The 23166-nt window shown below is 60.7% G+C and carries 19 protein-coding genes; 7 read left to right on the plus strand and 12 right to left on the minus strand.

Going from position 1 to position 23166, the window contains the following annotated elements:
• Positions 1 to 17 precede the first annotated feature (17 nt).
• The 3 genes from PYK22_RS11635 (at position 18) to PYK22_RS11645 (ending at position 2430) form a co-directional block, all read left to right on the plus strand.
• Positions 18 to 470, plus strand: a complete 453-nt coding sequence (locus PYK22_RS11635; RefSeq protein WP_041977510.1) for a universal stress protein — start codon at positions 18 to 20, stop codon at positions 468 to 470.
• A gap of 85 nt (positions 471 to 555) precedes the next feature.
• On the plus strand, positions 556 to 1320 hold the full coding sequence (locus PYK22_RS11640; protein ID WP_041977511.1) for a DedA family protein: 765 nt from the start codon (positions 556 to 558) through the stop codon (positions 1318 to 1320).
• A 105-nt stretch (positions 1321 to 1425) separates the two neighbouring features.
• Positions 1426 to 2430: a GHMP family kinase ATP-binding protein gene (locus PYK22_RS11645; protein ID WP_060635605.1), complete on the plus strand. Its 1005-nt coding sequence runs from the start codon at positions 1426 to 1428 to the stop codon at positions 2428 to 2430.
• A gap of 121 nt (positions 2431 to 2551) precedes the next feature.
• On the opposite strand, the gene PYK22_RS11650 is transcribed toward PYK22_RS11645, so the two are convergent.
• The 7 genes from PYK22_RS11650 to pstS all read right to left on the minus strand — a co-directional run bounded on the left by PYK22_RS11650 (position 2552) and on the right by pstS (position 9428).
• Positions 2552 to 3853, minus strand: coding sequence for a sensor histidine kinase (locus tag PYK22_RS11650; RefSeq protein WP_162199846.1), 1302 nt, complete (start codon positions 3851 to 3853; stop codon positions 2552 to 2554).
• A 59-nt stretch (positions 3854 to 3912) separates the two neighbouring features.
• On the minus strand, positions 3913 to 4623 hold the full coding sequence (locus PYK22_RS11655; RefSeq protein ID WP_041977513.1) for a response regulator transcription factor: 711 nt from the start codon (positions 4621 to 4623) through the stop codon (positions 3913 to 3915).
• A gap of 178 nt (positions 4624 to 4801) precedes the next feature.
• Positions 4802 to 5461: a phosphate signaling complex protein PhoU gene (gene phoU, locus PYK22_RS11660; RefSeq protein WP_041977515.1), complete on the minus strand. Its 660-nt coding sequence runs from the start codon at positions 5459 to 5461 to the stop codon at positions 4802 to 4804.
• Positions 5462 to 5481: 20 nt separating this feature from the next.
• Positions 5482 to 6315, minus strand: coding sequence for a phosphate ABC transporter ATP-binding protein PstB (gene pstB / locus PYK22_RS11665; RefSeq protein WP_083437811.1), 834 nt, complete (start codon positions 6313 to 6315; stop codon positions 5482 to 5484).
• Between the two features lie 61 nt (positions 6316 to 6376).
• Positions 6377 to 7228, minus strand: coding sequence for a phosphate ABC transporter permease PstA (gene pstA, locus PYK22_RS11670; protein ID WP_041978804.1), 852 nt, complete (start codon positions 7226 to 7228; stop codon positions 6377 to 6379).
• A gap of 25 nt (positions 7229 to 7253) precedes the next feature.
• Positions 7254 to 8249 carry a phosphate ABC transporter permease subunit PstC gene (gene pstC, locus PYK22_RS11675; RefSeq protein ID WP_211197689.1) on the minus strand — a complete coding sequence of 332 codons (996 nt, stop codon included), beginning with the start codon at positions 8247 to 8249 and terminating at the stop codon, positions 7254 to 7256.
• Between the two features lie 90 nt (positions 8250 to 8339).
• Complete coding sequence (gene pstS, locus PYK22_RS11680; protein WP_041978808.1) at positions 8340 to 9428, minus strand: phosphate ABC transporter substrate-binding protein PstS; 1089 nt, start codon at positions 9426 to 9428, stop codon at positions 8340 to 8342.
• A 111-nt stretch (positions 9429 to 9539) separates the two neighbouring features.
• Between pstS and PYK22_RS11685 the strand changes: the two genes are divergently transcribed.
• On the plus strand, positions 9540 to 10463 hold the full coding sequence (locus PYK22_RS11685) for a hydroxypyruvate isomerase family protein (protein WP_211197690.1): 924 nt from the start codon (positions 9540 to 9542) through the stop codon (positions 10461 to 10463).
• A 71-nt stretch (positions 10464 to 10534) separates the two neighbouring features.
• On the opposite strand, the gene PYK22_RS11690 is transcribed toward PYK22_RS11685, so the two are convergent.
• Positions 10535 to 13930: a TonB-dependent receptor gene (locus tag PYK22_RS11690; RefSeq protein WP_041977520.1), complete on the minus strand. Its 3396-nt coding sequence runs from the start codon at positions 13928 to 13930 to the stop codon at positions 10535 to 10537.
• Positions 13931 to 14229: 299 nt separating this feature from the next.
• On the opposite strand from PYK22_RS11690, the gene PYK22_RS11695 reads away from it, so the two are divergent.
• Positions 14230 to 15060 carry a zinc ribbon domain-containing protein gene (locus tag PYK22_RS11695; RefSeq protein ID WP_041977523.1) on the plus strand — a complete coding sequence of 277 codons (831 nt, stop codon included), beginning with the start codon at positions 14230 to 14232 and terminating at the stop codon, positions 15058 to 15060.
• 15 nt (positions 15061 to 15075) lie between these two features.
• Here the strand turns inward: PYK22_RS11695 and PYK22_RS11700 are convergent, their stop codons facing one another.
• Together PYK22_RS11700 and PYK22_RS11705 are read right to left on the minus strand one after the other, a co-directional pair.
• Positions 15076 to 16824, minus strand: a complete 1749-nt coding sequence (locus PYK22_RS11700) for a putative porin (RefSeq protein WP_041977526.1) — start codon at positions 16822 to 16824, stop codon at positions 15076 to 15078.
• Positions 16825 to 16935: 111 nt separating this feature from the next.
• The gene (locus tag PYK22_RS11705) at positions 16936 to 17154 is read right to left on the minus strand and encodes a hypothetical protein (protein WP_041977528.1); all 219 of its coding nucleotides are present in this window, start codon (positions 17152 to 17154) and stop codon (positions 16936 to 16938) included.
• A 343-nt stretch (positions 17155 to 17497) separates the two neighbouring features.
• Here PYK22_RS11705 and mreB point away from each other — a divergent pair, with 343 nt between their 5' ends.
• Together mreB and PYK22_RS11715 are read left to right on the plus strand one after the other, a co-directional pair.
• Positions 17498 to 18610, plus strand: coding sequence for a rod shape-determining protein (mreB, locus tag PYK22_RS11710; RefSeq protein ID WP_083437813.1), 1113 nt, complete (start codon positions 17498 to 17500; stop codon positions 18608 to 18610).
• Positions 18611 to 18720: 110 nt separating this feature from the next.
• On the plus strand, positions 18721 to 19875 hold the full coding sequence (locus PYK22_RS11715; protein WP_060635609.1) for a site-2 protease family protein: 1155 nt from the start codon (positions 18721 to 18723) through the stop codon (positions 19873 to 19875).
• A 125-nt stretch (positions 19876 to 20000) separates the two neighbouring features.
• Here PYK22_RS11715 and PYK22_RS11720 read toward each other — a convergent pair whose 3' ends face one another.
• Together PYK22_RS11720 and PYK22_RS16815 are read right to left on the minus strand one after the other, a co-directional pair.
• Positions 20001 to 20750 (minus strand): DUF4388 domain-containing protein, encoded by a 750-nt coding sequence (locus PYK22_RS11720; RefSeq protein ID WP_083437814.1) that lies wholly within the window; start codon positions 20748 to 20750, stop codon positions 20001 to 20003.
• Between the two features lie 87 nt (positions 20751 to 20837).
• Positions 20838 to 22961, minus strand: coding sequence for a sigma-54-dependent Fis family transcriptional regulator (locus PYK22_RS16815; RefSeq protein WP_162199847.1), 2124 nt, complete (start codon positions 22959 to 22961; stop codon positions 20838 to 20840).
• Between the last annotated feature and the right edge of the window lie 205 nt (positions 22962 to 23166).

The following is a 23166-nucleotide window of genomic DNA, read 5'->3' on the forward strand; positions in this document are numbered from 1 at the left end:
GCGAAGCGAGGGCATAAATGAAGATCGAGACGCTATTGCTGCCGACGGACTTCAGTGAATGCGCTGAACATGCGCTTCCCTACGCCGCATGGTTGGCGCATCTTACAGGCGCGCGCGTCATCTGCCTGCACGTCATCGAACCCGTCGTGCCAGTCACGGGCTACACGGGCCTGATCGAATCGGCACCGCTCACCGATCTGAGCGAACAACTCGAAGAATCGGCCGCACGCGAACTGCCGAAGATCGCCGAGCGCGAGGAGTTCGCTGGACTCGAGACGGAAGAGATGATCGTTTACGGCGAAGCGGCGACCGAGATCGTGCGTGTGGCCAAAGAGCGGCAGGTCGATATGATCGTCATCTCATCGCATGGGCGCACGGGACTCGGGCGCATCATCTTCGGCTCGACCGCGGAATCGGTCGCGCGTCATGCGCCGTGTCCGGTGCTCATCGTCAAACCGCGAGCGGGATGATGCGGCGAACAGCCGAGCCCATTTTGCATTTGCCGCGTTCGCCGTTAAAATCGCGCGTCGTTCGCTGAAGGCGAGAGCGTTTCGCATGGATAGCCAATTCTTCTACGACCTGGTGGGCCTTTACGGCCTTTACGCGATCTTCCTCCTCACGATGATCGAGGGGGATATCACGCTGTTATTGGCGGGCGTGCTAGCCCACACGGGTTTCTTTGGCGAATACGGCTTCGCCAAAGTGCTGCTCGTCGGCACCCTCGGCGGCTCGACCGGCGACGCTTTGGCCTACATCGCGGGGCGCGGTTTCTGCACGAGCGTGCGCGATTTCCGTTTCTACCGCGCGGCGCGTCCGCGCATCGAGCGTTTGACGGAAAAGTTCGGCCCCCTTTCGATCCTCCTTTCGAAGTACATCTACGGCTTGCGCACGGCTTCATGCGTCTTCTACGGCGTGGGGCGAATGCCGCCCAGGCGTTTTCTTCCGCTCTCGCTCATCAGTTGTTTTCTGTGGGTCTTCATCTTGAGCGGCACGGGTTATTTCTTCAGCGGCGCCGTGACGAGTTTGATCGGCGATTTTCATCAGATCGGCTTGGCGCTCCTCGTCATCGTCGCTTCAGGCATCCTCGGTTTCTATCTGATCGAGCGCTACTGGTTGGCGAAGAAGGTCGAAGAGGTCGATCCGCAAACGGTCCACAAACTCGAGCTGACGGCTCACGAAAAGCTTCAAGAGATCGAGCAAGTGGCCCAGGAGCGCTTACATGAACTGAGCCACGAGATCCAAGAGCATCTCGCGCGACGGCGCGAATCGAAACGCGAGGTCGAACGCCTCGCGCACCAAAAGAGGAAGGAAGGCAAATGACCGATAAGGCGGCAAACCCTCGCTCAACCCGCGCCTTCTCAGAGGCGGCGCCAGTTTTAAGATCGGCTGAGGCCGAAAGCTCATCCATCTAACATAAACGGACCGATGATCATCGAAGCGACAGCCCCAACACGCATCGACCTAGCTGGCGGCACGATCGACATCTGGCCGCTCTATCTCTTCCATCCCGGAGCTGTGACGGTCAATTTCGCCATCTCGCTTCAAGCCCGATGCCGCATCGAAACGCGCACGGACGCGCGCATCATCATCGAATCGCGCGACCGCGCCATCGCCTTCGAAACCGATCTTCGTCAGATAGAGGAGTTGGCGCACGAACCTCGCCTTGAACTGCTTTCGAAGCTCGTCCACTTCTTTCGGCCTGAAACCGGCTTTCACCTGATCGCCGAAAGTCTCTCCCCACCCGGAGCTGGGCTCGGCGCATCCTCTTCGCTCGCCATCGCCTGCATCGGCGCGCTCAATCACCTTGTCGGCGGACGCTACCACCCGGATCAATTCATTCAAATCGCCACCAACATCGAGACGACGGTGATCCGCGTGCCTGCCGGGGTGCAGGATTACTACGCCGCTTTTTACGGCGGGGCGAACTGCCTGCACTTCCGCCCCGATGGGATCGTGCGCGAGGAACTGAAGGTTGACGCCGCGGAGTTAGAGCGCCGTCTGCTCCTCTGTTATACGGGGGAGCCACACGTTTCCGGGATTAACAACTGGGAAGTCTTCAAACGCCACATCGATGGCGACGCGCGCCTCTTCGACCTCTTCGAAGGGATCAGAGATTCGGCCCGCCAAATGCGCGCGGCGTTGCTGGCAAACGACTGGACCGCCGTGCGCGAGACGATGCGCGCCTATTACCCTAAACGCAAACAGCTCGCGCCGAACATCACAACACCGCACATGGACCAGCTTGTCGAAAAGGCTCTTGCTCATGGAGCGGAAGCGGCCAAGGTCTGCGGCGCAGGCGGCGGCGGATGCATCGTCTTTCTCTGCGGCGAAGGTCGCAAAGAGCGCGTCGCCGAGGCGCTGCGCGAAGGCGGAGCCAGCCTTCTCGCTTGGAGGTTCAGCGCCGAAGGCCTCACCGTGCGCGAGCTTTGAACGCAGGAACGAAAGCGACTTGAGCCGCGTCGGCGCGCTCAGCTACGTATGATCAGCGAGCTTTGAGCGCAGGAACGAAAGCGACGCCCAGTCAGAAACAGACCGCTCGGGAATCTCTCTCTCATGTTCCGCGCGCGATGGGTTTGAACAAAACGTCTGCTCGGGAATCATCTCTCTCTGCGTTGCGAGCTTCGCTTCCGATCGGCAGCTCGATGATGAAGGTCGAACCTTGACCGGGTATCGAACTCGCGCTCGCTTCGCCGCCGTGCGCGCGCGCCAGATGTTTGACGATCGCGAGCCCCAGACCGGTCCCGCCCTGCTCGCGCGAACGCGCGCGATCGACGCGGTAGAACCTCTCGAAGATGCGACTGAGATGCTCCGGCGCGATCCCTTCGCCCGTATCTTCGACCATGATTCGATCATGGTCCGCGCATCGTTCATGCCGCACCGTCACGCGACCGCCATCGCGATTGAATTTGATCGCATTGTCGACCAGATTCGTCAACATCTGCTCCAACCGCCGCGCATCGGCTCGAACCATCGCTTGCTCGCTGACTTCGTTCCTCAATTCGATGTCGCGCAGCGCCGCCTGTCGCGCGAGCGCGGCGAAGACTTCCTGCACGATCGAACGCAGGTTGACCGTAGAGATCTCGACGCGCACATTGCCCGACTCGATCGCCGAAAGCTCCAGAATATCATCGATCAAATTGCGCATGCGCTCGGCGTTTTTGCGGATCACGCCGAGGAAGCGGCGATTGTTCAACGGATCATCGATCGCGCCTTCTTCGAGCGTTTCGACGAAGGCGAGGATCGAGGTCAAAGGGGTGCGCAGTTCATGCGAGACGTTCGAGAGGAACTCTTGACGCACGCGCTCCAGACGTTCGAGTCGGGTGATGTCGAAAAAGACGCCGAGGGCCTCGCGCGCCCCTTCTGGTCTTTGCAAAGGAGCGACGCGCAGATCGAAGACGCGGCGCTCTCCGCCATATGTCTCGACCTTGACCTCGGCGCGCGCCGCCTCCTCCAAAGCGAGGCGGAAGGCCTCGTGAATTTCGGGATTGCGCGTCAACTCGCTCAAACGCTTTCCCGCCGGATCCCTCCCGTTCGCCCTGAAGAGATCGAGCGCGGCGCGATTGGCCGCCACAATCCGCCTCTCACGGTCGACGACGACGACCCCTTCGCGCAAGCTCTGCATCGTCGCATCGAACAGCGCGCTCGCCATCCGATCGGCCTCGTCTCGCCTCTCCTCCGTTCCCGGGCTGGCTTTCGTTGGACCAGCCGTCCGCTCGTCGCGCCACAAGAGAGAGAGCGAGATCCCGAGCGCGACGCCGAGCAGCAGAGACAACGCCAAACGCGGATTGACCGCAAACAGCGCGAGACTGGCCGCGCCGAAGAGGAGGATGACGAGCGTGCGACGATTCGGCATAAAGGCTCCCATCTGGCTATCGCCTCGCCCGCTCGACCACAATCAGCATGACAGGGAGTTTAATCTTCGAGCCTACTTTCATCGCCCTTCGAGCAACCGACGAAACGATATCCGACGCCGATCACCGTCTCGATGCAATCGCCGCAAGGGCCCAACTTCTGCCGCAGACGACGGATATGCACGTCGAGCGTGCGCGTATCGCCGTAATATTCGTATCCCCAAACCTCATCGAGGAGTCGCTGTCTTGTCGCGACGCGCCCGGCACTGCGTGCCAGAGTGGCCAGCAGATTGAACTCCTTTCGCGTCAGTTTCACCGGACGACCTTCGCAGGTGACGCGCATGTCATCGTAGTCGATCGTAAGGCGCGCATCCTCATACTGCGCGGAACTCATCTCATCCGCGCGCCGCAACACGGCGCGCACCCGGGCCAGAAGCTCGCGAACCGAGAACGGCTTCGTGATGTAATCGTCAGCTCCAAGGTCCAATCCGGCGACGCGATCCGTCTCCGACGAACGCGCCGTCAGCATGATGATCGGCGTGCGCCGGGTTGCCGGCTCGCGTCGCAAGCGACGACACAGCTCCATGCCGCTCATCCCCGGCAGCATCAAATCGAGGATGATGAGCGCGGGCGGGCGCGTCGGATCGAGCGCGGCCATCAACCCCCGCTCTCCTGTCGAAGCGACGCGCACTTCCAAACCCTCGCGCTCGAGGTTGTAACGCAAACTCTCGGCGATGTCGGCATCGTCTTCGATGACTAAGACTGGTCGCATAGCTCAACTGGTGGAGTTAGGTTTCACAAACGTCGGACTTCGCCTCACCGCCTTTCGACTCCGCCAAATCTCTCCGGCGCAAGCCTCGTCCCGTCTTCGGATCGCGTCCATCACGATGCTGCCCCCGCGCCTCTTGCAGTTTCAACCTCCGCGATGCATCGGGCGAAGCCCTGCCGCCTCAATTGCTATGTTTGATTACCGCCGCTTCGGCCATGTACACGGTAAGTTCGCAGATGTCCGTGACGTAGTCAGCGATCCGTTCGAGATGTTTGGCGACGAAGAGCAGACGCGCGGCCCGTCCGGTCGTCGTCGGATCTTGGGCCATCAATTCGATCAGATCGTGAAAGATGCGATTGTAGAGTTCGTCGATCTCATCGTCGCGTGTGATCACGGCGCGCGCCGCCATCGCGTCGCCCGAAGTGAAAGCGTCGAGCGCGGCGCGCAACATTTGCGAAGCGAGATCGGCCATCCGCGGAAGATCCACATATGGCTTGAGCTGCGGTTCATCATTCAGATCGATCGCCACGCGCGCGATGTTACAGGCATGATCGGCGATCCGTTCGAGGATCGGCGTGATCTTCGCCACCGAGATGACGAATCGAAGATCGCGCGCCGCCGGTTGTTTGAGCGCGAGGATGTCGATGCACAGGCGGTCTATCTCCAATTCGAGCCGGTCTATCTCATCATCGTTTTCGAGCACCTCGCGCGCGGCATCCGAATCGCGCTCGACGAGCGCATACATCGCGCGCTGCAACGCGGCCTCCGTCTTGCCGCCGAGCAGCAGAACGCGATCGCGCAGAAGATCGAGCGCACGATCGAGTGAACGGTGGATCTCCATCGTAAACCTCCTTGACGATTTCAGCCGAACCGGCCCGTGATGTAATCCTCCGTCAGCTTCTGGTCCGGGTTGGTGAACATCTTTTCGGTCGTGTTGACTTCGATTAGCCTCCCCATCCAGAAGAAAGCCGTGAAGTCCGACACCCGCGCCGCCTGTTGCATGTTGTGCGTGACGATGACGATCGTGTATTGCTTTTTGAGTTCGACGATCAACTCTTCGATCTTCTGCGTCGCGATCGGATCGAGCGCCGACGCCGGTTCATCCATCAAAAGGACTTCCGGCCTGACGGCCAACGCGCGCGCGATGCAAAGGCGCTGCTGCTGTCCGCCCGAAAGGCCGAGCGCCGAGGATTTCAACCTATCTTTGACCTCTTCCCACAGCGCGGCATCGCGCAGCGCCTGCTCGACGCGCGCTTCGAGCTCCGCGCGGTCGCGCACCAACCGGTTGATGCGCAATCCGTAGGCGACGTTCTCGAAGATCGATTTCGGGAAGGGGTTCGATTTTTGGAAGACCATGCCGACCTTTCGGCGCAACTCGACGACATCCGTGCCGGGCGCGTAGATATCGCGCCCATCGATCAGCACGCGCCCTTCGACGCGCGTGTTCGGGATGATGTCGTTCATGCGATTGAGCGTGCGCAAAAAAGTGGATTTGCCGCATCCGGAGGGCCCGATGAAGGCCATCACCACGCGCTCCGGGATGTCGAGCGAGATGTCATGTAACGCCTGCGTGCGGCCATAGAAAAAGTTCAACCCCTCAACCCTGATCTTCGGCGCGGTCACGACCGGCGTGAAGAGGTTCAGATTGCCGGCACGCTCCGTTGCAACCTTGATTTTCGGCAGTGCTGTTGACATCTCCCGATCCTCATCGAATGGCGCTTTATGATCTGCGGCGCCATCGCGCTAAGCGACCGCGCTAGTACCGGCGGCGCGTGAAGAAACGAACCGTGACGTTGATCGCCAAGATCAATGCCATCAGGACGAGCGTCGCCGCCCACGCTTGCGCATGCCATTCATCGTAGGGCGAAATGGCGTAATTGTAAATCTGCACCGTCAGCGATGCGATCGGCTGATCCAAGTAGAGGCTGAAGAAGCGGCTGCCGAACGCGGTGAACAACAGCGGCGCCGTCTCACCCGAGATGCGCGCGATTGCCAGCATCGCGCCCGTCGCGATCCCCGATGCGGCTGCCGGAAGCACGATGTCGAGCGTCGCACGCCACTGCGGCGCGCCTAAAGCGAGCGCCGCTTCGCGCAGATTGGTCGGGACCAACCGGATCATCTCCTCGGTCGTGCGGGCGACGATCGGGATCATGATGATCGCCAGCGCGACTCCGCCCGCGAAAGCCGAGAATCGTTCCATCGGCAAGACGATCGCCGAATAGGCGAAGACGCCGACGACGATCGACGGCACGCCCGTCAGCGTGTCGGCGATGAAACGCACGAACTTCCCGAAACGGTTGTCGCCATACTCGGCCAAGTAGATGCCGGTCGCGATCCCCAAAGGGATCCCCATCACGGAAGCGAGCGCGATGAGCAAGAGCGAACCGACGATGGCGTTGCCGATGCCGCCGCCTTCGCCCACAGGCTTCGGCGTTTCGATCAAGAAGCGCCAGTTGAGCGCCCCGACGCCGCGCCAGACGATATAGCCGAGAATTATGAGCAAGACGGCAACGGCAGAAAGCGCGCATAGCGCCGTCAGGATCGTCATCAAGCCGCTCAACGCTCTCCTTCTCTTATCCGCCCGCCCACTCGCTTTGGCATCGCTCATCTGATGATCCATCGGTGCGTCGAAATTAAACTCGCGCCGGTTGCGTTCGCCGCGCCACGCTCCAAACGAGCAAACGCGCCAGCGCGTTGATGATGAACGTGACAAGGAACAGGATGAGTCCGAGTTCGATCAGCGCGCTCAGATAAAGGTCGCCGGTCGCTTCCGTAAACTCATTGGCGATGACCGAGGCGATCGTGTATGCCGGATCGAAGAGCGAAAGGCTGATCTGCGGACGGTTGCCGATGACCATCGTGACGGCCATCGTCTCGCCGATGGCGCGCCCCAATCCCAAGATCACGGCCCCGAGGATTCCGGGCGCCCCGTTGGCCAGCACGACGCGCGTCGTCTCCCATTTGGTCGCGCCGAGCGCGAGCGCCGCCTCGCGTTGGGCCATCGGCACGGCAGCGAGCACATCGCGCACGACCGCCGAGATGATCGGCGTGATCATGATCGCGAGGATGATCCCGCCGGTGAGCATCCCGATGCCGGTGATCGTCCCGCGAAAGAATGGCGTCCAGCCGAAAAGTCCCTGCAAGGGCGGCCCCAACTCCTCGCGCACGAACGGCGCCAGCACGAAGATGCCCCACAAGCCATAAACGACCGATGGGATCGCCGCCAACAGATCGACGAGGAAGGCGATCGGACGCGCGATACCCTTTGGCGCCTGTTCGACCAGAAAGATGGCGATGCCGAGCGATAATGGGACGCTGAGGATGAGGGCGATCAAAGACGAGACAACCGTGCCATAGATGAACGGCAACGCGCCGAACTCGCCTTCGACCGGATTCCACGACCTGCCCCACAGGAAATCGAATCCGAATTGGGCGAAGGATGGCCGCGCGCGATATGCCATCGCTGCGATCATCGCCGCCAACAGCAGAACGATCAACAACGCACAACAGAACAGAAGACTGCGGAAGATGGCATCGCCCGCGTCGCCCGTCGGCGAGAGCATGCGCGGCCAGCGAAAAACGCCATGTGCGACGACGGTCGTTCGCGTTCCGGTTGAGGTCTCCTTCATGCGACGCTGCCCTCGAAATTCAGCTTGAGCCTTCCGCTCGCGCACTGGCAGAGCAAGCTCCGGCAAGAAGTCATCGCTCGATACCCGAACTCATCCGCCATCCTTCGCTTCCGCCCGTAAAGGTCTTCCGCCAGCGGTTATCGAATTGAGCTTCGTTTCAACGCGCCGGACCACCTCTTCCGGCAGCGGCGCGTACTGTAGACTCGGCGCAAAACGCTGTCCATCATGCACGGCCCACCAGAGGAAATCGACCAGCGCCTTCCCCTTCGCCGCATCGCGCTGCTCTTTGTACACGAGGATGTAGGTGTAGCTCGAGATCGGATAGGCGCCATCGCCAGGCGCATCCGTTATCGAGACGCGCAGATCATCGGGCATCTTCGCCGCGCTCGCGGCAGCCGCCATCTTGATCGCATCGAGCGTCGGTTCGACGTAATTCCCGGCTCGATTTTTGATCGCCGCAACCGGCAGCTTATTCTGCACGGCATAGGCCAATTCAACATAACCGATGGTGTTCGGCGTCTGCTTGATCTGCCCGGTGACACCCTCATTCCCTTTCGCGCCGATCCCCAAAGGCCAATTGACCGAAGTGCCGGTCCCCACTCGCTCTTTCCATTCAGAGCTGATCTTGACGAGATAGTCGGTGAAGACGGCGGTCGTGCCGCTGCCATCCGAACGATGGACCACCGTGATGTCTGCTGAAGGGAGCGCCGCGTTCGGATTATCGGCTTTGATACGAGCATCGTCCCAACGTTTGATCTTGCCGAGGAAGATATCCGCGATCACTTCGGGCGAGAAACGCAAGGGCGCTTTGATCTGCGGAAGATTGTAGGTGAGCACCACGGCCCCGAGCGCGGTCGGTATATGCAGTATCTCGCGCGGGAAGTTCTTCAACTCCTCGTCACTGACGGGGATATCGGTCGCCCCGAAATCTATCGTCTGCGCTTCGATCTGTTTGATGCCGCCGCCCGATCCGATCGATTGATAATCGATGCGCACGTTCGGATCGATCTTCGAATATTCGCTCAACCACTTTTGATAGAGCGGATTCGGGAAGGTAGCGCCAGCGCCCTGCAACCTCACGGCGCCGCCCGCTGGTCCACCGCGCCGCCCGCTGCAAGCCTGCCAAACGAGCGTAAGCGACAACAAAATGAGGCATGCGCTCCTGACGCGCCAAGACATCTTCACCATCACCTCGCAAGAGATTATCATCGAACGAACCCTTGAACGATAAAGGCGGGATGTTACATCTTTCTGAACTGCGGTTGAAGCTAAAGCGGAAGGGGGCGTCGAATGATCATCGACAGACGCGAAGTTGATCGAGTGCGGTTGGATCGAAATGGCCGTCCGCATGGGCGTCAAATGCCCATCAACAGACGCGAAGCCATGCGGATGAGCGCGGCCTTCGTAGCCACCTTGCTCAACCCGTTCGACCGAATCCGCCCGGCGATCAGAAAAGGGCGGCTTAAACAGTCGGTTTCGCGTTGGCCCTACAACCGCCTTCGACTCGAAGATTTCGCGCGCGCCGTAGCGGAGATGGGGCTGACGGCGATCGATCTGCTGCGCGAAGAAGAATGGCCCATCGTTCGGCGTTACGGTTTGATCTGCTCGATGGGCTATCCGGCGGTGGGCGCCGAGATCACGCGAGGTCTCAATGATCGCGCCAACCACGATCTGATCGCGAAAGGGTTTCAACAGAGCATCCCCGTGGCGGCGAAGATGGGCGTGCCGAACCTGATCGCCTTTTTCGGCAACCGGCGCAACATGAGCGATGCGGAAGCGATCGAAAACTGCGTCATCGGACTCAACCGCATCAAGAAGATGGCTGAAGATTACGGCGTCACGATCTGCATCGAACTTCTCAACAGCAAAGTGGACCACAAAGACTATCAAGGGGACCGCACGAGCTTCGGCGTACAGGTGGTCAAAGCCGTCGCGTCGCCGCGCGTCAAACTCCTTTACGACATCTACCACATGCAAATCATGGAGGGCGACATCATCCGCACGATCCGCGAAAATCACCAGCACATCGCGCACTACCACACGGGCGGCGTGCCCGGACGGCACGAACTGGACGACACGCAAGAATTGAATTGGCCCGCCATCTGCCGCGCCATCGTGGAGACGGGCTTCACCGGCTATCTCGCGCACGAATTCATCCCGACGCGCGATCCGCTCACATCGCTACGCGAAGCGATCGCCCTGTGCGATGTCTGAAAGGGATTTCGGCGGCGGATGGTCGAAATGAACTAATCCGCCGCCCATTTCGGTCACGTTCTCGCTTCGGTTCAGAAGTTGAATCTCACGGCCAATTGGATTTGACGGTTGGTGCCTAGTCCGACCGTTCTTTCAACCGTGCGATTCAGGATGCCGAAGACGCCCGCCGCGGCCTGTGTGAAAGGCTGGCCCGGTTGCAACGTATTGGTCTCCGCGAGCGAGTTGTTCGGCAGCGCGTTCGGCAGCGTCACGGGCGGATTGGCGAAGTTGGTCGTGTTGAAGAGGTTGAAGAATTCGGCGCGCAACTCGATGTTGCTCTTCTCGGTGATCGGCAATCTTTTGGCGATCATCAGATCGAACTGTTTGAAGTTCGGCCCGCGCAACAACCCGCGCGGCAAGTTGCCGAACTTTCCCGGCGCGGGGATGGCAAATGCCGCCGGATTGAGGAATCGTCGATCAGCGTCGAGGTAAGGATTGACGCCAGGGACGAGGTCAGGGCGCCGCACGTTACGCGACGCGCCGCCGCCGGGCGTGTTGATCACGGCGCGGCGGTCCGGCGCCGGATTATTGAAGACATTGCCGTTGGCGTCCACGTAGACGATGTCCGGGCGGACGACACGGATGTCGAGCGGCAGCCCGCTCCGCGCGTTGAAGATGGCGGCCACCTCCCAGTTTCCGACCAGCGCTTGCCCGACACCGCCCACGTCGCGCAAGAAGGCTTGCCCGCGACCGAACGGAAGCGCATAAACGGCGCTCAGGTTGAAGCTGTGGCGGATGTCGAAAGCGTTGTAGCCGCGATCGTAGTTGTAATCGAACGGATTACCGGCGGTGAGCGCTTCGTTCGAGCCGCTCGAATTGCCGTAGCTGCGACCCAGCGTGTACTGCGAGTTGAGCGTCAGGCCGGAGGTCAAACGTCGGCTGAGCGCCAGTTGCAGCGCATTGTAACTGTCGCTGCCGCCGCTCGTCTTGAAATCTATCTCGGCATACGGGCGCAAGACCCTGTTCCCCTGCACGATGTCGAACTGGCGCACGACGACGGCGCGCACGAGATTGCCCGCAGCATCGACTTCGTTGATGATGCCGACGCCAGTCGGATAGTTCGCGCCCGTGAGCACAGTCGCCGAACCGGGCAAGATGCGATTGGCGAAGTTGCGAAGGAAGAGGTTGCGCCCTTGACTGCCGACGTAAGCCGCCGTCAACACGAGCTTATACGGAAGTTCCTGTTGCAGCGAGACGCTGTACTGGTAGACGCGCTCCGGGATCTCATATTCGGGCGCGTAAGCGCGCGGTTGAAACTGGCGATTGAGCGGGTTGTTGATGAAGTTCGCGGTCAACACCGCCGGATCCTGCGGAAAAGCGTTGGCGACGTTGCTCAGCGTGGAACTGACGCGATCGCTCTCGATGGGCTGGATCTGATCCTCAGTCTGGCCCGGTCCATAGTAGATGCCGAACCCAGCCCGCAAGACCGTGCGCCCGCCGCCGACAAGGCCGCGCCCGTTCGGTTTCGGCGTCCACGCGAGCGCGAGGCGCGGGCCGAAGTTGGTTTTGCTCGATTTGAAGTAGGGTCTATCGGGCGGAAGCAACGTCCCGTTGTTTATGTCGAAGACGACGGCCAGATTGCGCGCTTCTCTGAGCGGCGTGTAGTACTCGTAGCGAAGACCGTAGTTGAGAGTTAAGTTAGGCCGGATGCGCCACTCATCCTGCGCGTAGGCGATGTAGTACTCCTGTTTGGCGAATCGCTCGCCGGTCGCGCCGTTGTTGAAGACGCTCGGCGCGCTCAGATCGCCGAGAAACTGGACCGATTGTGCCGTGTTCGCTAAAAACGCATTCAGATTTTGGTAGGTGTAAGTGGTCCCGCCGAGCCGATCCGTGTACATGCGAACGAGGCGCACCTCGCCGCCGATCTTGATCGCGTGATTGCCCCGCGTGTGGTTCAGGTTGTCGATGAACGAGATCGAGTAGGGGGTGTATGGCGCGCCACGCCCGTTGGTCGCGCTGTTCTGGCGTAAGAGTCCGCCCGGCACGGCGACGCCCGATGAAGCCCCCTGTCCGGCGATGCCGACGTTGGCGACGCTGCCCGTAATGTTGATCGTGATGCGCGATAGATCAATACCGTTGACCGTCGGGGCGATGCCGTTGACGCGCGTCAAAGCTTCGTTGAAGCCGATCTTGGTCTCGTTGATCGTCTTCGGCGTCAACACTTGCTGGAACGAGAGGACGGCGTTTTGCGGCACAGCGCGGACGAAGGCCCGACGCCCCGTGACGCCTTCCGGTTGATCGTTCGTCCCTTGATCGCGATAGTAGCGGAAGAACATCGAATAGCGATCGTTGAACTTGTAGTCGAAACGCGCGCCGACGGCGTTTTCATCCACGCGCGCGACCGATTGCAATTGCGCGATCTCGAAATCGGGGTTGGCCGAAGCGCCCGGCAAGATCACCGCTCCTGGACCGAGGAAAGCGTCGAGCAGAGGCGCAATCGCCGGGACGGCGCGCGCTCGCACGCGCGATGACGGCACGGCTTCGATCGAGTTGATGCCCGAACGGAGCCTGTAACCTTCGTAACTCAAGAAAAAGAAGAACCGGTTCTTGATGATGGGGCCGCCGATGGAGCCGCCGAATTGATTCATGCGGAGCGGCGACTTTCTGCTGAGATCGAAGAAGTTGCGCGCATCGAGCGCGTCGTTGCGCAAGTATTCGAAAGCCGAACCGTGAAATTCATTCGAACCGGACTTGCTGATGACGGTGATCTGTCCGCCCGTGCCCGTGCCGTACTCTGCCGGATAGCTGTTCGATTCGACGCGGAACTCTTGAACGCTCTCCAAGCTCGTCTGCAAGCGGAACGGCGAGGGGATTTCGCCGTTCAAGTTCCCGGGCGAAGCGTCGATGATCGCCGTCCCTTCAACGCCATCCAGACGGATGATGTTCTGCTCGACGGCGCGCCCAGAAAAGCGGATGTCGCCGTAGGTGCCGGAGCCGCTGTTGATCGAACCCGGCGCTTGTAAATAGAGCTGCGATAGCTGCCGCCCGTTGATCGGAAGCAGTTGCATCTCGCGCTGATTGACGTTTGCGCCGATGCGCGCCGAACTCATGTCGATCGCCGCTTCGTCCGCGCTGACGACGTTGACCGAAGCCACGACGCCTGTCGGCTGCAACGTCACGCTCAAGTTGAGCTCTTGCCCGACGGCGAGCGCGATGCCGGCCAGTTGCGCCGGAGCGAAATCGGGGGCGTTGACGGTGATCGTATAAGATGATGGTTTAAGCGAGGTCACCAGATAAATTCCGTCCTGATTGGTCGTGACGGTGCGTTCTTCGCCCGTCCGTTCGTTTCGAACGACGACGGTTGCTCCGGCGATGACGGCGCCGTTCGTGTCACGCACCGTGCCCGTGATGCGCCCTTGATCGATCTGCGCAAACGAGCTGAGACTCGAAGATAAGCAAAAAAAGATGATAGAGAGTTTCTTAAACATTCTTTCCCCTCCTGCGGGATCGAAAGATAGAGCTTCACGTTTCTCTCTTGCCACAGCGAACCTACCCCTGAGCTATTAATAGCTGTTGAATAGAGGCTTAAATCTCGGTTAATTTAAGGGCGGGCGGCTTGGCTAGTTGGCCCCGCTGATGGATGGGCGTAAAAGCCCCGTCAAGCTCGAACTGAGCGTGCGCGACTGACCTCAATCGGCGCCGCGATTTGAAACAAGCGGCGCGCCTCTCTCGTAGAGAGATATTCTCGACTCTCTCCACAACGACGAACGCTGAGGAGCGGGAACCGATGATGAATTTGGAAGGGAAGAGCGAACACAGCTTCTCGCTCAACATGGTCGGAGATGAAGAGGCTCTGCGCTCGAGTTTGAGCAGGGCGGTGGAACAGTTTGGCTACACCGTAACGAGCGATCTGCCGCTAATTGCGCGGCGCAACGCACGCCGCTGGGGGCGGTGGGGATTGTCATGGGATCCGTTCGAATACGCCGCCAAGTTGACCATCACGCTGCGAAGACAGCGCCAGAACCTCTTCTCCGTAACCTTCGATTATGAGATCAACGATCCGTATTTGATGCGTAGCGACAGAAAGCTGCTGGAGAAGGAGGCCGAAGCCATCGCCGCGCTCGCTGCCCAAGGGAGCTTCGAACTCCTCTGCCCCTCTTGTCACACGATCGCCACTGACGATTCGCGTTTCTGTCGCCGCTGCGGCGCGGCGTTGAAATTGCTCACTGCCCCCGCAGAGGTGGATCTAGTGCGCGCAATGGGCCGAGCGCGCAGCGCCCTCCGACAGTCGGCGGTAAGCCTCGTCATGCTGCTCGGCTTTCTGTGTATGCTCCTGGCCTTCTTTACGACCGGCAACCTGAAGATCCTCACGATCGGCTTCTGGATGAGCAGCATCGGTCTGCTTTTTCTCGTCTCGAGCTTTTGGAGCAACTATCGCACGTTGAAACTGACGGAAGGGGCGCAGCGCTCGAAGTTGCTCTGCCTCCGTGGGGAACAGGTGCCGTTGCTTGCGCCTCCTCCCGCCGTCATCTCCGCCAGTCAACCTTATGCGTCTGTGACCGAACGGACCACGGAGCTTTTGGATGGCGCGCCGCAAGAGACGGACCCTTTAAGATGAGCTTACGAACTGATCTCAGAAACGAAAAGTCGTATCCATCTGCAAGCGCGTCGTCGGGTGATTGAGCGACCCCGGAGGAGTATTGCCGAAAGCGCCTAGCAACCCATTCATCCGTTGCGTGACGATTCCGGTCAGACTCAGAACGACGCGCTGATCGACCGCATAAGCGAAGCTAAAGCGGTGCGCACGCACATCCGACTGCCTTTCGATATCGGAGAAGTTAAAAGGCGTCAGCACCGCATCCTTTTCGATGCGCATCAGCGTATAACCTAACTGGAGATCCCCGCGCTCGCGCGTCTTCCCGATCTGTACCTCGGCCCAGTAGCCCGCGTTCTCGCCGTTCGGCAAACGCACGTCCTGTCCGTTCGGGCCGGCGACGATGACCGGATGCGCTTGCGTATTGATGACCGAGTTGAAGATCAGCGTGACGGGGAAACGGCGACTATGCGTGAGTTCCAACTTGCCGATGAGATCGATCAGATTGAAGCCCGAGGCGAGCCTTCCATCGCGGTTGACGGCATTGTTCGTCGCCATCGAGAGGCCCAGATTGGCATTGCCGGAGACGAACCAATCGCGCGGGATGGTAAGCTGCGCCGTCACCGTTTGAGCCGGCGTCGTGCCATTCGCCGGGATCTTTACCGCAACGGGCAACTGAACATCGCTGCCGAAGAATCGCGCGGGCGTGATAAACTGCGTGCCCATAAAATAGATCTCCGCCGCTGAAACGGTCAGAGCGGCCTTGTCGCCCAAAGCGAAGCGCGCGCGCGCTTGTCCGCCGAAAAGCGCCAGATCTCGACCCGCGCGCCTCGATTCGTCGGCGAGCAGTTTTCCGTTCTGGTCAAGGATGAAGGCGGCGTTGCGCTCGAGAAACGGCAGCTGCCAGGCGACCAAGGTCAGATTGCGCAGCGCTCCGACCTTGAAATCGCGCGCGTATGATTGGCTGAACCCCTCAAACTGTAGGTCGTCGTCGAAGGTCATCTCCGTATGCAACCACGGCGCCTCGAACTTTCCTCCCTGCAACCGCAATCCCGGAACCCTCTTCGGCGTCCACGCGACGAACGCTTGATCGAGCGAGAACGGTTTGCGGTTGAAGAAATCGGTCAGCGTCTGGTTGGTCGAAATGTCGTCAGCATAACTTCCCGTCGCAAGCCGCAACCCCCACGCGAGGTCGCGTCCGATGGAACCGCGTATCGCCAAGCGCGCGCGCACGCGAAAACGCTGGCGCGAAGTCAAATCGTTGCCGACGATGCTCGGGTTCGAAGCGTTCGGTAGCGCATTGACTTGCCCGTAGAAACTCTCGTAACGCAACCGCAGGTCGCCGCTGAAGCTGATCGAACCGAGCTGTTTCTGGGCCGCCTCGCCAGCCTCTCCGGCTCTCCTTTCGACGCGCGCTAAACGCCCTTCGACCTTCGCTTCGCCGCCGATGTGATCGGCCATCCGGCCAGTCGCAGGGCGATCCCCTTCGAGGCGGGCGCCCGTCGGCTCCACCATCTTATCGCGCCCCGCGACACGATCTTCCAACCGAAGGCGCAACTCCTCGATGAGGCGCGCTTGTTCCATCAACATGGCGCGTAGCCGTTCTATCTCTTCGCGTTGCTCGCGCAGTTGACGATCGAGCCGCTCGAGGTCAAATGCTTCTGCGGACCTGTCTTCGACGGGCGCGCGCGCCGGCGCCGAAACGCCCTTCTCTTGGGCGAAAGCGCAGATGGCCGTAAGCGGCATCGCTAGGATGAGCAAGACGAACTTCAAGGATTGCCGCGACATGCGCAAAAGCTCCTTTTAACTGAATGAAGACGCGCTGGCCCGGATGACACCGGGCCGCGAGAACCGGCTCCCTGCGTCACGATGAAGAGGTGGTTGGCGTTACATTGATCTTCAATGACTGCCGGGCGTTGCCGCGCTGGACCGCTCGCCCTCTTGACGCATCATCAGCTTAGCGCACCTTCGACGCCGCGACTCGATGGAGATCGACCGCAACGCCGAGTAGACCGTCAATAGAACGTCGGCCACATCCTTCGCCGATCGAAACGAACCCTCGCCTTTGACGAGCATCGCGATGGCGATCTCACTGCTCAACTCGTTGACGATTGACACGGGTCGACCGACTCCTCATCAAAGGGCTTTCTCGGAAGCGCCGCGAGTATAACGCGATCGCGCCGAGCGATTCCAACCGATCCGTGTTAACGAGACGTTACAAGAGCGTTAACTTCGACCCTCCCGCTCCGCGCGCCGCCGACCCCGATTTTGATCTTTGGTGATGTCGCGTCGTTCGAGTTAAACTTGACGGGCGCGCGGGGCGATCCTGCCGGCGATGCGCTTGGCAAAGACAGGCACGTTAAGGCCCGTAGAAGCGCTGCCAGACGTTTCGCTTCCTGCAAGCTTGCGCCAGATCGCGCCCGAGCCGTATTGGGCCTAGTCGAACGGATGATGGGTTGATATGTCTTCGTACTCGTTCATGCAAAAGACGCGCTCTTTCATGCGCTTCAACCGTCTGCGCGACCTCGTCTCGGACTCGATGGCCATCGACATGGGATCGGCTTCGACCATCATCGCCGTGCGGGGTCGCGGCATCGTCGTTGACGAACCCTCGGTCGTCGCCGTCAACAAAATCACTGGCGAGGTGGTCGCCATCGGGCGCGAAGCCCAGGAGATGTTGGGGCGCGAAGCGCGCGATGTGGCTCTGATCGCACCGCTGGTCGATGGCGTCGTCGCCGACTTCGAACGGACGCAGCAGATGCTCGATTACTTCGTGCGCAAAGCGCGCAGCGGATTTTCGCAGTTCAGCCGGCGCGCCATCATGAGCGTGCTGTCGGGAGTCACGCAGGTCGAACAACGGGCGCTGCTGGCCGCTGCCGAACACGCGCACATCGGGCGCGTCTACATGGTCGAAGAGGGGCTCGCCGCCGCCATCGGGGCCGGCATCCGCGTCGATGATCCGCACGCGGCGGCGGTGGTCGATATCGGCGCGAGCACGACCAACGTTGCGGTGGTCGCGCGCGGCACCATCATTCAATCCCACGCCGAGCGCATCGGCAGCTTCGATATCGATATGGCGATCATCGATCGACTGCGCCGCTATCGTGGATTGATCATCGGCGAACCGACCGCCGAGAGGTTGAAGATCGAACTCGGCTCGGCCATCGAACCTAAGGACCCGGAACGACGCCTCAACGTTCGCGGACGCGACGTGCAGACCGGCAGGCCCGGGGCGATCGATGTGACGGCAAGCGAGATCTACATCGTCACGCAGGCCATCGTGCGCAAGATCGCCGATGAAGTGCGCACCTCGCTCGCCGAACTGCAACCCGAGGTCGCCGCCGACATCTACGACCGCGGCATCATCTTAACGGGCGGCGGCGCGCTGCTCGAAGGGATGGCGCAGTACCTGCAAAAGGAGACGCAACTTGTCACGCGCATCGCCGACGAGCCGCGTTACGCGATCGTGCGCGGACTGGCCCAGTTATTCGATGAACCGCTCCTGCTGCGGCGCGTGACGCGCAACGAACCGTTCCCGCTCCTCGGAGCTCAACCGAGCCCGATGGAGAGTTAGCCTTTCAACTGGTTGGGTGAAACCGGTCGAAAGCGCGCAGCCCGTTCCAGTAGCTGGACGAGTTAGCCTTTCAACCGATGGGGTGAAACCTTTCGATCATTGCCGAAAGCTTGGCAATCTTAACGCTTGATCGGCTCTCAACTGATGTGGTGAAAACTTTCGATCTGCTCAGCAGAAAGCTTCAGGTGGCGAGCGTGCGCGGGATACCCGTGCGCATCGACGGGCGCTGGCTCATCGTCTTCGCTTTGAGCGTCGTCGTCGTCGCCCTGAACTTCATGCGCGGGACGACGACGACGCGACTGGTGCGCGTCGATGAAATGGCCGCTTGGGCGATCGGGATCTTTACGACCTTCATCCTCTTCCTTTCGATCTTCGGACACGAACTGGCCCATGCCTTGGTCGCGCGCGCCGAAGGGATCGAAATCGAGGAGATCATGCTCCATCCGTTTGGCGGGCTGGCGCGCCTGCGCCATGAGCCCGATGAACCTGCGGCAGAATTTCGCATCGCCATCGCTGGTCCAGCGTCGAATTTCCTCTTCGCGCTGCTCGCCTTCGGCGCGATGAGCGTCGCGGCCATTGGCCGCTTTTATGTCGCCGCCGCCGTCTTCTTCATCATCGGATGGTGGAATCTGCTGATCGCGGTCTTCAACCTTTTGCCCGGATACCCGCTCGATGGCGGGCGCCTGCTGCGCGCCTTCCTCTGGCAGCGCACCGGTCACTTGCACGAAGCCACACGCACGGCTTGTCTTGCCGGACAACTCATCGCCGCGGTCCTCGTCATCTTCGGCCTCTATTTCTATCTCCGCTTCGGCGACCCTTTCATGGGACTCTGGGCGATATTGGTCGGCCTCTTCCTCTGGGACGCTGCGCGCGCGGTGCTTCGAGGCCGACTCAATGCGCAAACTGTGGCCGACGTCATGAGGCCGCCTTTGGCCATCGGTCCCGACCTTTCGATCAGCCAGTTCGTCGATCAGGTCCTGCCGTTTCATCGGCAGACGATCTTTCCCGTCGCGCGCGGCGGTTCCCTTTACGGGATGCTCGTCCTCGAAGATCTCAAGGGCTTGCCGCGCGAAAGCTGGCCACGGACGCGCGTCCGCGAAGCGATGCGCCCAGTTGAAGAGAAGCTCTTCATCGAAGCCTCTGCCCCGTTGTGGCGCGCCGCAGAGATCATGCGGCGGAACGGCATCGGCGCGCTCGCCGTCATCGATGCCGATGGACATCTCGTCGGCTTCCTGGACCACACCCAGCGCAGAAAGCCCGATTAAAATTTGATCGGATCGCGGTGCGAATATTTCGGCAGCTTCAGCGCTGCGTCGAGCAGAAACTCGATTAGAATTTGATCAAACCGGCCCCGCCGCGCTTCGATCGCGAAGGGACCGATCGGAGGCTCTCAAGGGAAGGCGTCTCCGCCCATCTCTCGCCGGAACTCCGCATCCTTTCGCTCCTCGTCCAACTGGCGCAAAGCGTCGAGGATGAGATTGGTGTTGCTCGCCGCGCTGATCGTCACGGGGAAAGGATCGGCGGATTGCTCGAAGCTGAAGGCGCCACTCGTCGCCTCGATCAACGCGCGGAAAGCTTCTTCCCCCTGCTTAGCAGCGTGCTCAGCGCCGACGATCTGCCCATCATTGAAGAGGATCCTCCCTTCGCGCTCGCCGCCGACGATTTTGAGCACGCCGGTCAAGCGCGCGTTCTCGAGCACCTGCACGACATCGAAGATGCTGATGAGCGACAGATCTCCGGCAAACACCGCCGCGGGCACCGCAACTGATGAAGCGGTGATCGGTCTCGATTGCTCGGGTCGGCGCGCGCGCCGAATGGCCTCCAATCCGGCGGCGATCGAGATGCGCGGCTCGTGTTGTTTTGCTTCGAGCAAACGTTCGTGAGCCGCATCGAAATTCTCCCGCTCGATATAAAGACGGGCCAGCATCAAACACTGCCGCGCCGCTTCGCCCGGCAACTTCAACATGATCGCCACTTCGCGCAATCGCTCGCGCAACTCGATTGAATGAGGATAGCGAGCGATCGCTTGCTGAAGACGATTGATCGCCCGCTGCATCGCGCCATACTTGACGAATAGATCGGCGTCGAGCAATGCCGATTCGATCTCCGAGTCGAGCCCCTTGTACGATTCACCCATCATCGTTTTACAGGTGGGGCGAGTTTAGCATAAAAGCTCGCTCGCTGAGCTGAACCGTTCGCCATGCTGAGCAACATGGCCACGGCTATCTTACCTGCCTCGCGAATCGGCGAGCGCGAGTTCATAGCGTTGCAGTTTGCGGTAGAGCGTCTTCCGCCCGATGCCGAGCAGGCGTGCGGCGCGCGTCTTATCGCCTTGCGTATAATTGAGCGTCGCTTCGATAGCGCGCCGTTCGATCTCGTCCATCGACATGGGGACTTCCAATTCCAACTTCACTGCTGGGCCATCGGCGAGAGAGCGCGCGCGGCGGGCTTGACGCCGATGCTCAAGCCAATGGCGACAGATCGCTTCGGGAAGGTCCTCGAGTTCGATCTGCCGTCCAGCGGCGATGATGACCGCGCGCTCGATGGCGTTCTCCAGTTCGCGCACGTTGCCGGGCCAATCGTAATTGATCAAAGCTTGCAACGCTTCGCGCGAGATCCCGGAGATGAAGCGGCCCGTCTTCTGCTTGTAATGTTCGATGAAATGGATGACGAGCGGATGAATATCCCCCGCCCGTTCGCGCAGCGGCGGCAAGTAGATCGGGAAGACCGACAAGCGATAGTAGAGATCGCGGCGGAATCGCCCTTCCTCGACGGCGCGCGCCAGATCGACGTTCGAGGCGGCGATGACGCGAACGTCCGTCTTCAACACTTGATTGCCGCCGACGCGCGTGAACTCCCCATCCTGGAGGACGCGAAGCAGACGCACCTGCGCCGAGAGACTCATCTCGCCGATCTCGTCGAGAAAGAGCGTGCCGCCATCGGCCTCTTCGAAACGTCCGCGCCGACGCGCGCGCGCATCGGTAAAGGCGCCTTTCTCGTGGCCGAAGAGTTCCGATTCGAGCAACGTTTCCGGGATCGCCCCGCAGTTCAGTTTGATGTAAGGTTTGTCTTTGCGCTGCGAGCTGTAGTGAATCAGATCGGCCAACAGCTCCTTGCCCGTGCCCGACTCGCCCTGGATGAGCACGGAGGTCTGCGTATCGGCGACGTTCAAAGCGAGTTCGATGGCCCGGCGGATGGCCGGCGCTTGCCCGATGATGCGGCTTTCAGCCCGCCGCTCGTGGATCACGCTGCGCAACCGCATCACTTCGGCGGAAAGCTGATCGCGTTCGAGCGCCGTGCCGATCTGATCGGCGATCCCTTCGACGAGCGTGACCTCATGTTCGGCGAAGCCATCGCGCGCCTCGCTCCACACGAGGCCGAGCAATCCGAAGACCTGTTCCTTGATGCGCACCGGGGCGACGAGCGCAGCGCGTCCATGAAGTTGGGCGTTGAAGACTAGACGTATCGGAAGCGGCAGATCCTTGTCGAGCAGCTTGAGCGTTCGCCCTTCCGCTAAAAGCTCCATGAGCGCAGGGAATTCGGCGAGATCGATCGAACGCCCGTGCGTCGCGATCAACTCCTCGACGCCTCTAACCGTAGCGTGAGGCGCGGCATGGAAAGCGGCCAGGCTGATCGAACGATTGGAATGATCGACGACGCCGAGCGCGCCGTAATCAGCACTAACCAGCGCGATCGCGCGCTCGATGACGAGCGACGTCACCTCGCTGAAATCCGAGCGCGCGTTCAAAGCGTTGGCGATCTCCAAAAGCGCGCGCGTGCGGTCGGCTTCGCGTTGTTTGTCCGTATAGAGTCGCGCGTACTGATAACCGACCGCGATCTGCCGCGCGATCGACTGCAAGAAAGCGACCTCTTCATCGAGCCAGATGCGCGGCGCGCGCGTCGTGTGTAACCCGACGAAGCCGAGCACCTGCCCGCCGAGCACGACGGGCACGATCAGCAGTGAGCGCGTGCCGAGGCTGGCGGCGAGTTCGCGCGCTCGCGGATCAAGTTCAGGCGAGGATGCGTCGTCGAGGCGGATCGGTTGCGTCAGATCCAACCTCTTCGATAGCTGCTCGATGTCAACCGGGATCGTGATCCCCAAACTCGAGGGGATATCGTCCGACACACGCCACTCGTGACTGATGCGCCACTGGCCCGTCGGCACCCGGTGGATCACATCGCACCGATCGACATCCATCATCCGCCCGAGCTCGCAAACGATAGCGTGAAGGAATTTGTCGAGATCTATCTCGGAATGCAGATCCGGCGCGAGACGTTCGATGATCGCCTCGCGCGCTTCGTGCATCCTGATTTTCCGTTCAAGCGAGAGCGTGTGTACGGTGCTGGACATAGTGATCACGACTCGTCGTCTTGCGCCATGCGCCGGAGATGTCGGGCCTCTCTCGCAACGCCATGGCCGTCGCTGGCGAGGGCAAATCATAACTAACGCGCCAGCAGTTGCCAAGCGCGTTTTATCCCCACCCCGAAGCCTTAAATCGAACCTGTTATGATAAACGCCTCGTTGCGCGCCTTCAACCCGCTTCGTATAATTTCTT

The sequence above is a fragment of the Pyrinomonas methylaliphatogenes genome, from assembly GCF_000820845.2.
Classification (GTDB): domain Bacteria; phylum Acidobacteriota; class Blastocatellia; order Pyrinomonadales; family Pyrinomonadaceae; genus Pyrinomonas; species Pyrinomonas methylaliphatogenes.

What these genes read in the sequence shown, in the direction of transcription:
- PYK22_RS11635 (WP_041977510.1), top strand. Translation starts at nt 18, where the DNA reads ATGAAGATCGAGACGCTATTGCTGCCGACGGACTTCAGTGAATGCGCT.
- PYK22_RS11640 (WP_041977511.1), top strand. Translation starts at nt 556, where the DNA reads ATGGATAGCCAATTCTTCTACGACCTGGTGGGCCTTTACGGCCTTTAC.
- PYK22_RS11645 (WP_060635605.1), top strand. Translation starts at nt 1,426, where the DNA reads ATGATCATCGAAGCGACAGCCCCAACACGCATCGACCTAGCTGGCGGC.
- PYK22_RS11650 (WP_162199846.1), bottom strand. Translation starts at nt 3,853, where the DNA reads ATGCCGAATCGTCGCACGCTCGTCATCCTCCTCTTCGGCGCGGCCAGT.
- PYK22_RS11655 (WP_041977513.1), bottom strand. Translation starts at nt 4,623, where the DNA reads ATGCGACCAGTCTTAGTCATCGAAGACGATGCCGACATCGCCGAGAGT.
- phoU (WP_041977515.1), bottom strand. Translation starts at nt 5,461, where the DNA reads ATGGAGATCCACCGTTCACTCGATCGTGCGCTCGATCTTCTGCGCGAT.
- pstB (WP_083437811.1), bottom strand. Translation starts at nt 6,315, where the DNA reads ATGTCAACAGCACTGCCGAAAATCAAGGTTGCAACGGAGCGTGCCGGC.
- pstA (WP_041978804.1), bottom strand. Translation starts at nt 7,228, where the DNA reads ATGAGCGATGCCAAAGCGAGTGGGCGGGCGGATAAGAGAAGGAGAGCG.
- pstC (WP_211197689.1), bottom strand. Translation starts at nt 8,249, where the DNA reads ATGAAGGAGACCTCAACCGGAACGCGAACGACCGTCGTCGCACATGGC.
- pstS (WP_041978808.1), bottom strand. Translation starts at nt 9,428, where the DNA reads ATGTCTTGGCGCGTCAGGAGCGCATGCCTCATTTTGTTGTCGCTTACG.
- PYK22_RS11685 (WP_211197690.1), top strand. Translation starts at nt 9,540, where the DNA reads ATGATCATCGACAGACGCGAAGTTGATCGAGTGCGGTTGGATCGAAAT.
- PYK22_RS11690 (WP_041977520.1), bottom strand. Translation starts at nt 13,930, where the DNA reads ATGTTTAAGAAACTCTCTATCATCTTTTTTTGCTTATCTTCGAGTCTC.
- PYK22_RS11695 (WP_041977523.1), top strand. Translation starts at nt 14,230, where the DNA reads ATGATGAATTTGGAAGGGAAGAGCGAACACAGCTTCTCGCTCAACATG.
- PYK22_RS11700 (WP_041977526.1), bottom strand. Translation starts at nt 16,824, where the DNA reads ATGTCGCGGCAATCCTTGAAGTTCGTCTTGCTCATCCTAGCGATGCCG.
- mreB (WP_083437813.1), top strand. Translation starts at nt 17,498, where the DNA reads ATGTCTTCGTACTCGTTCATGCAAAAGACGCGCTCTTTCATGCGCTTC.
- PYK22_RS11720 (WP_083437814.1), bottom strand. Translation starts at nt 20,750, where the DNA reads ATGATGGGTGAATCGTACAAGGGGCTCGACTCGGAGATCGAATCGGCA.
- PYK22_RS16815 (WP_162199847.1), bottom strand. Translation starts at nt 22,961, where the DNA reads ATGTCCAGCACCGTACACACGCTCTCGCTTGAACGGAAAATCAGGATG.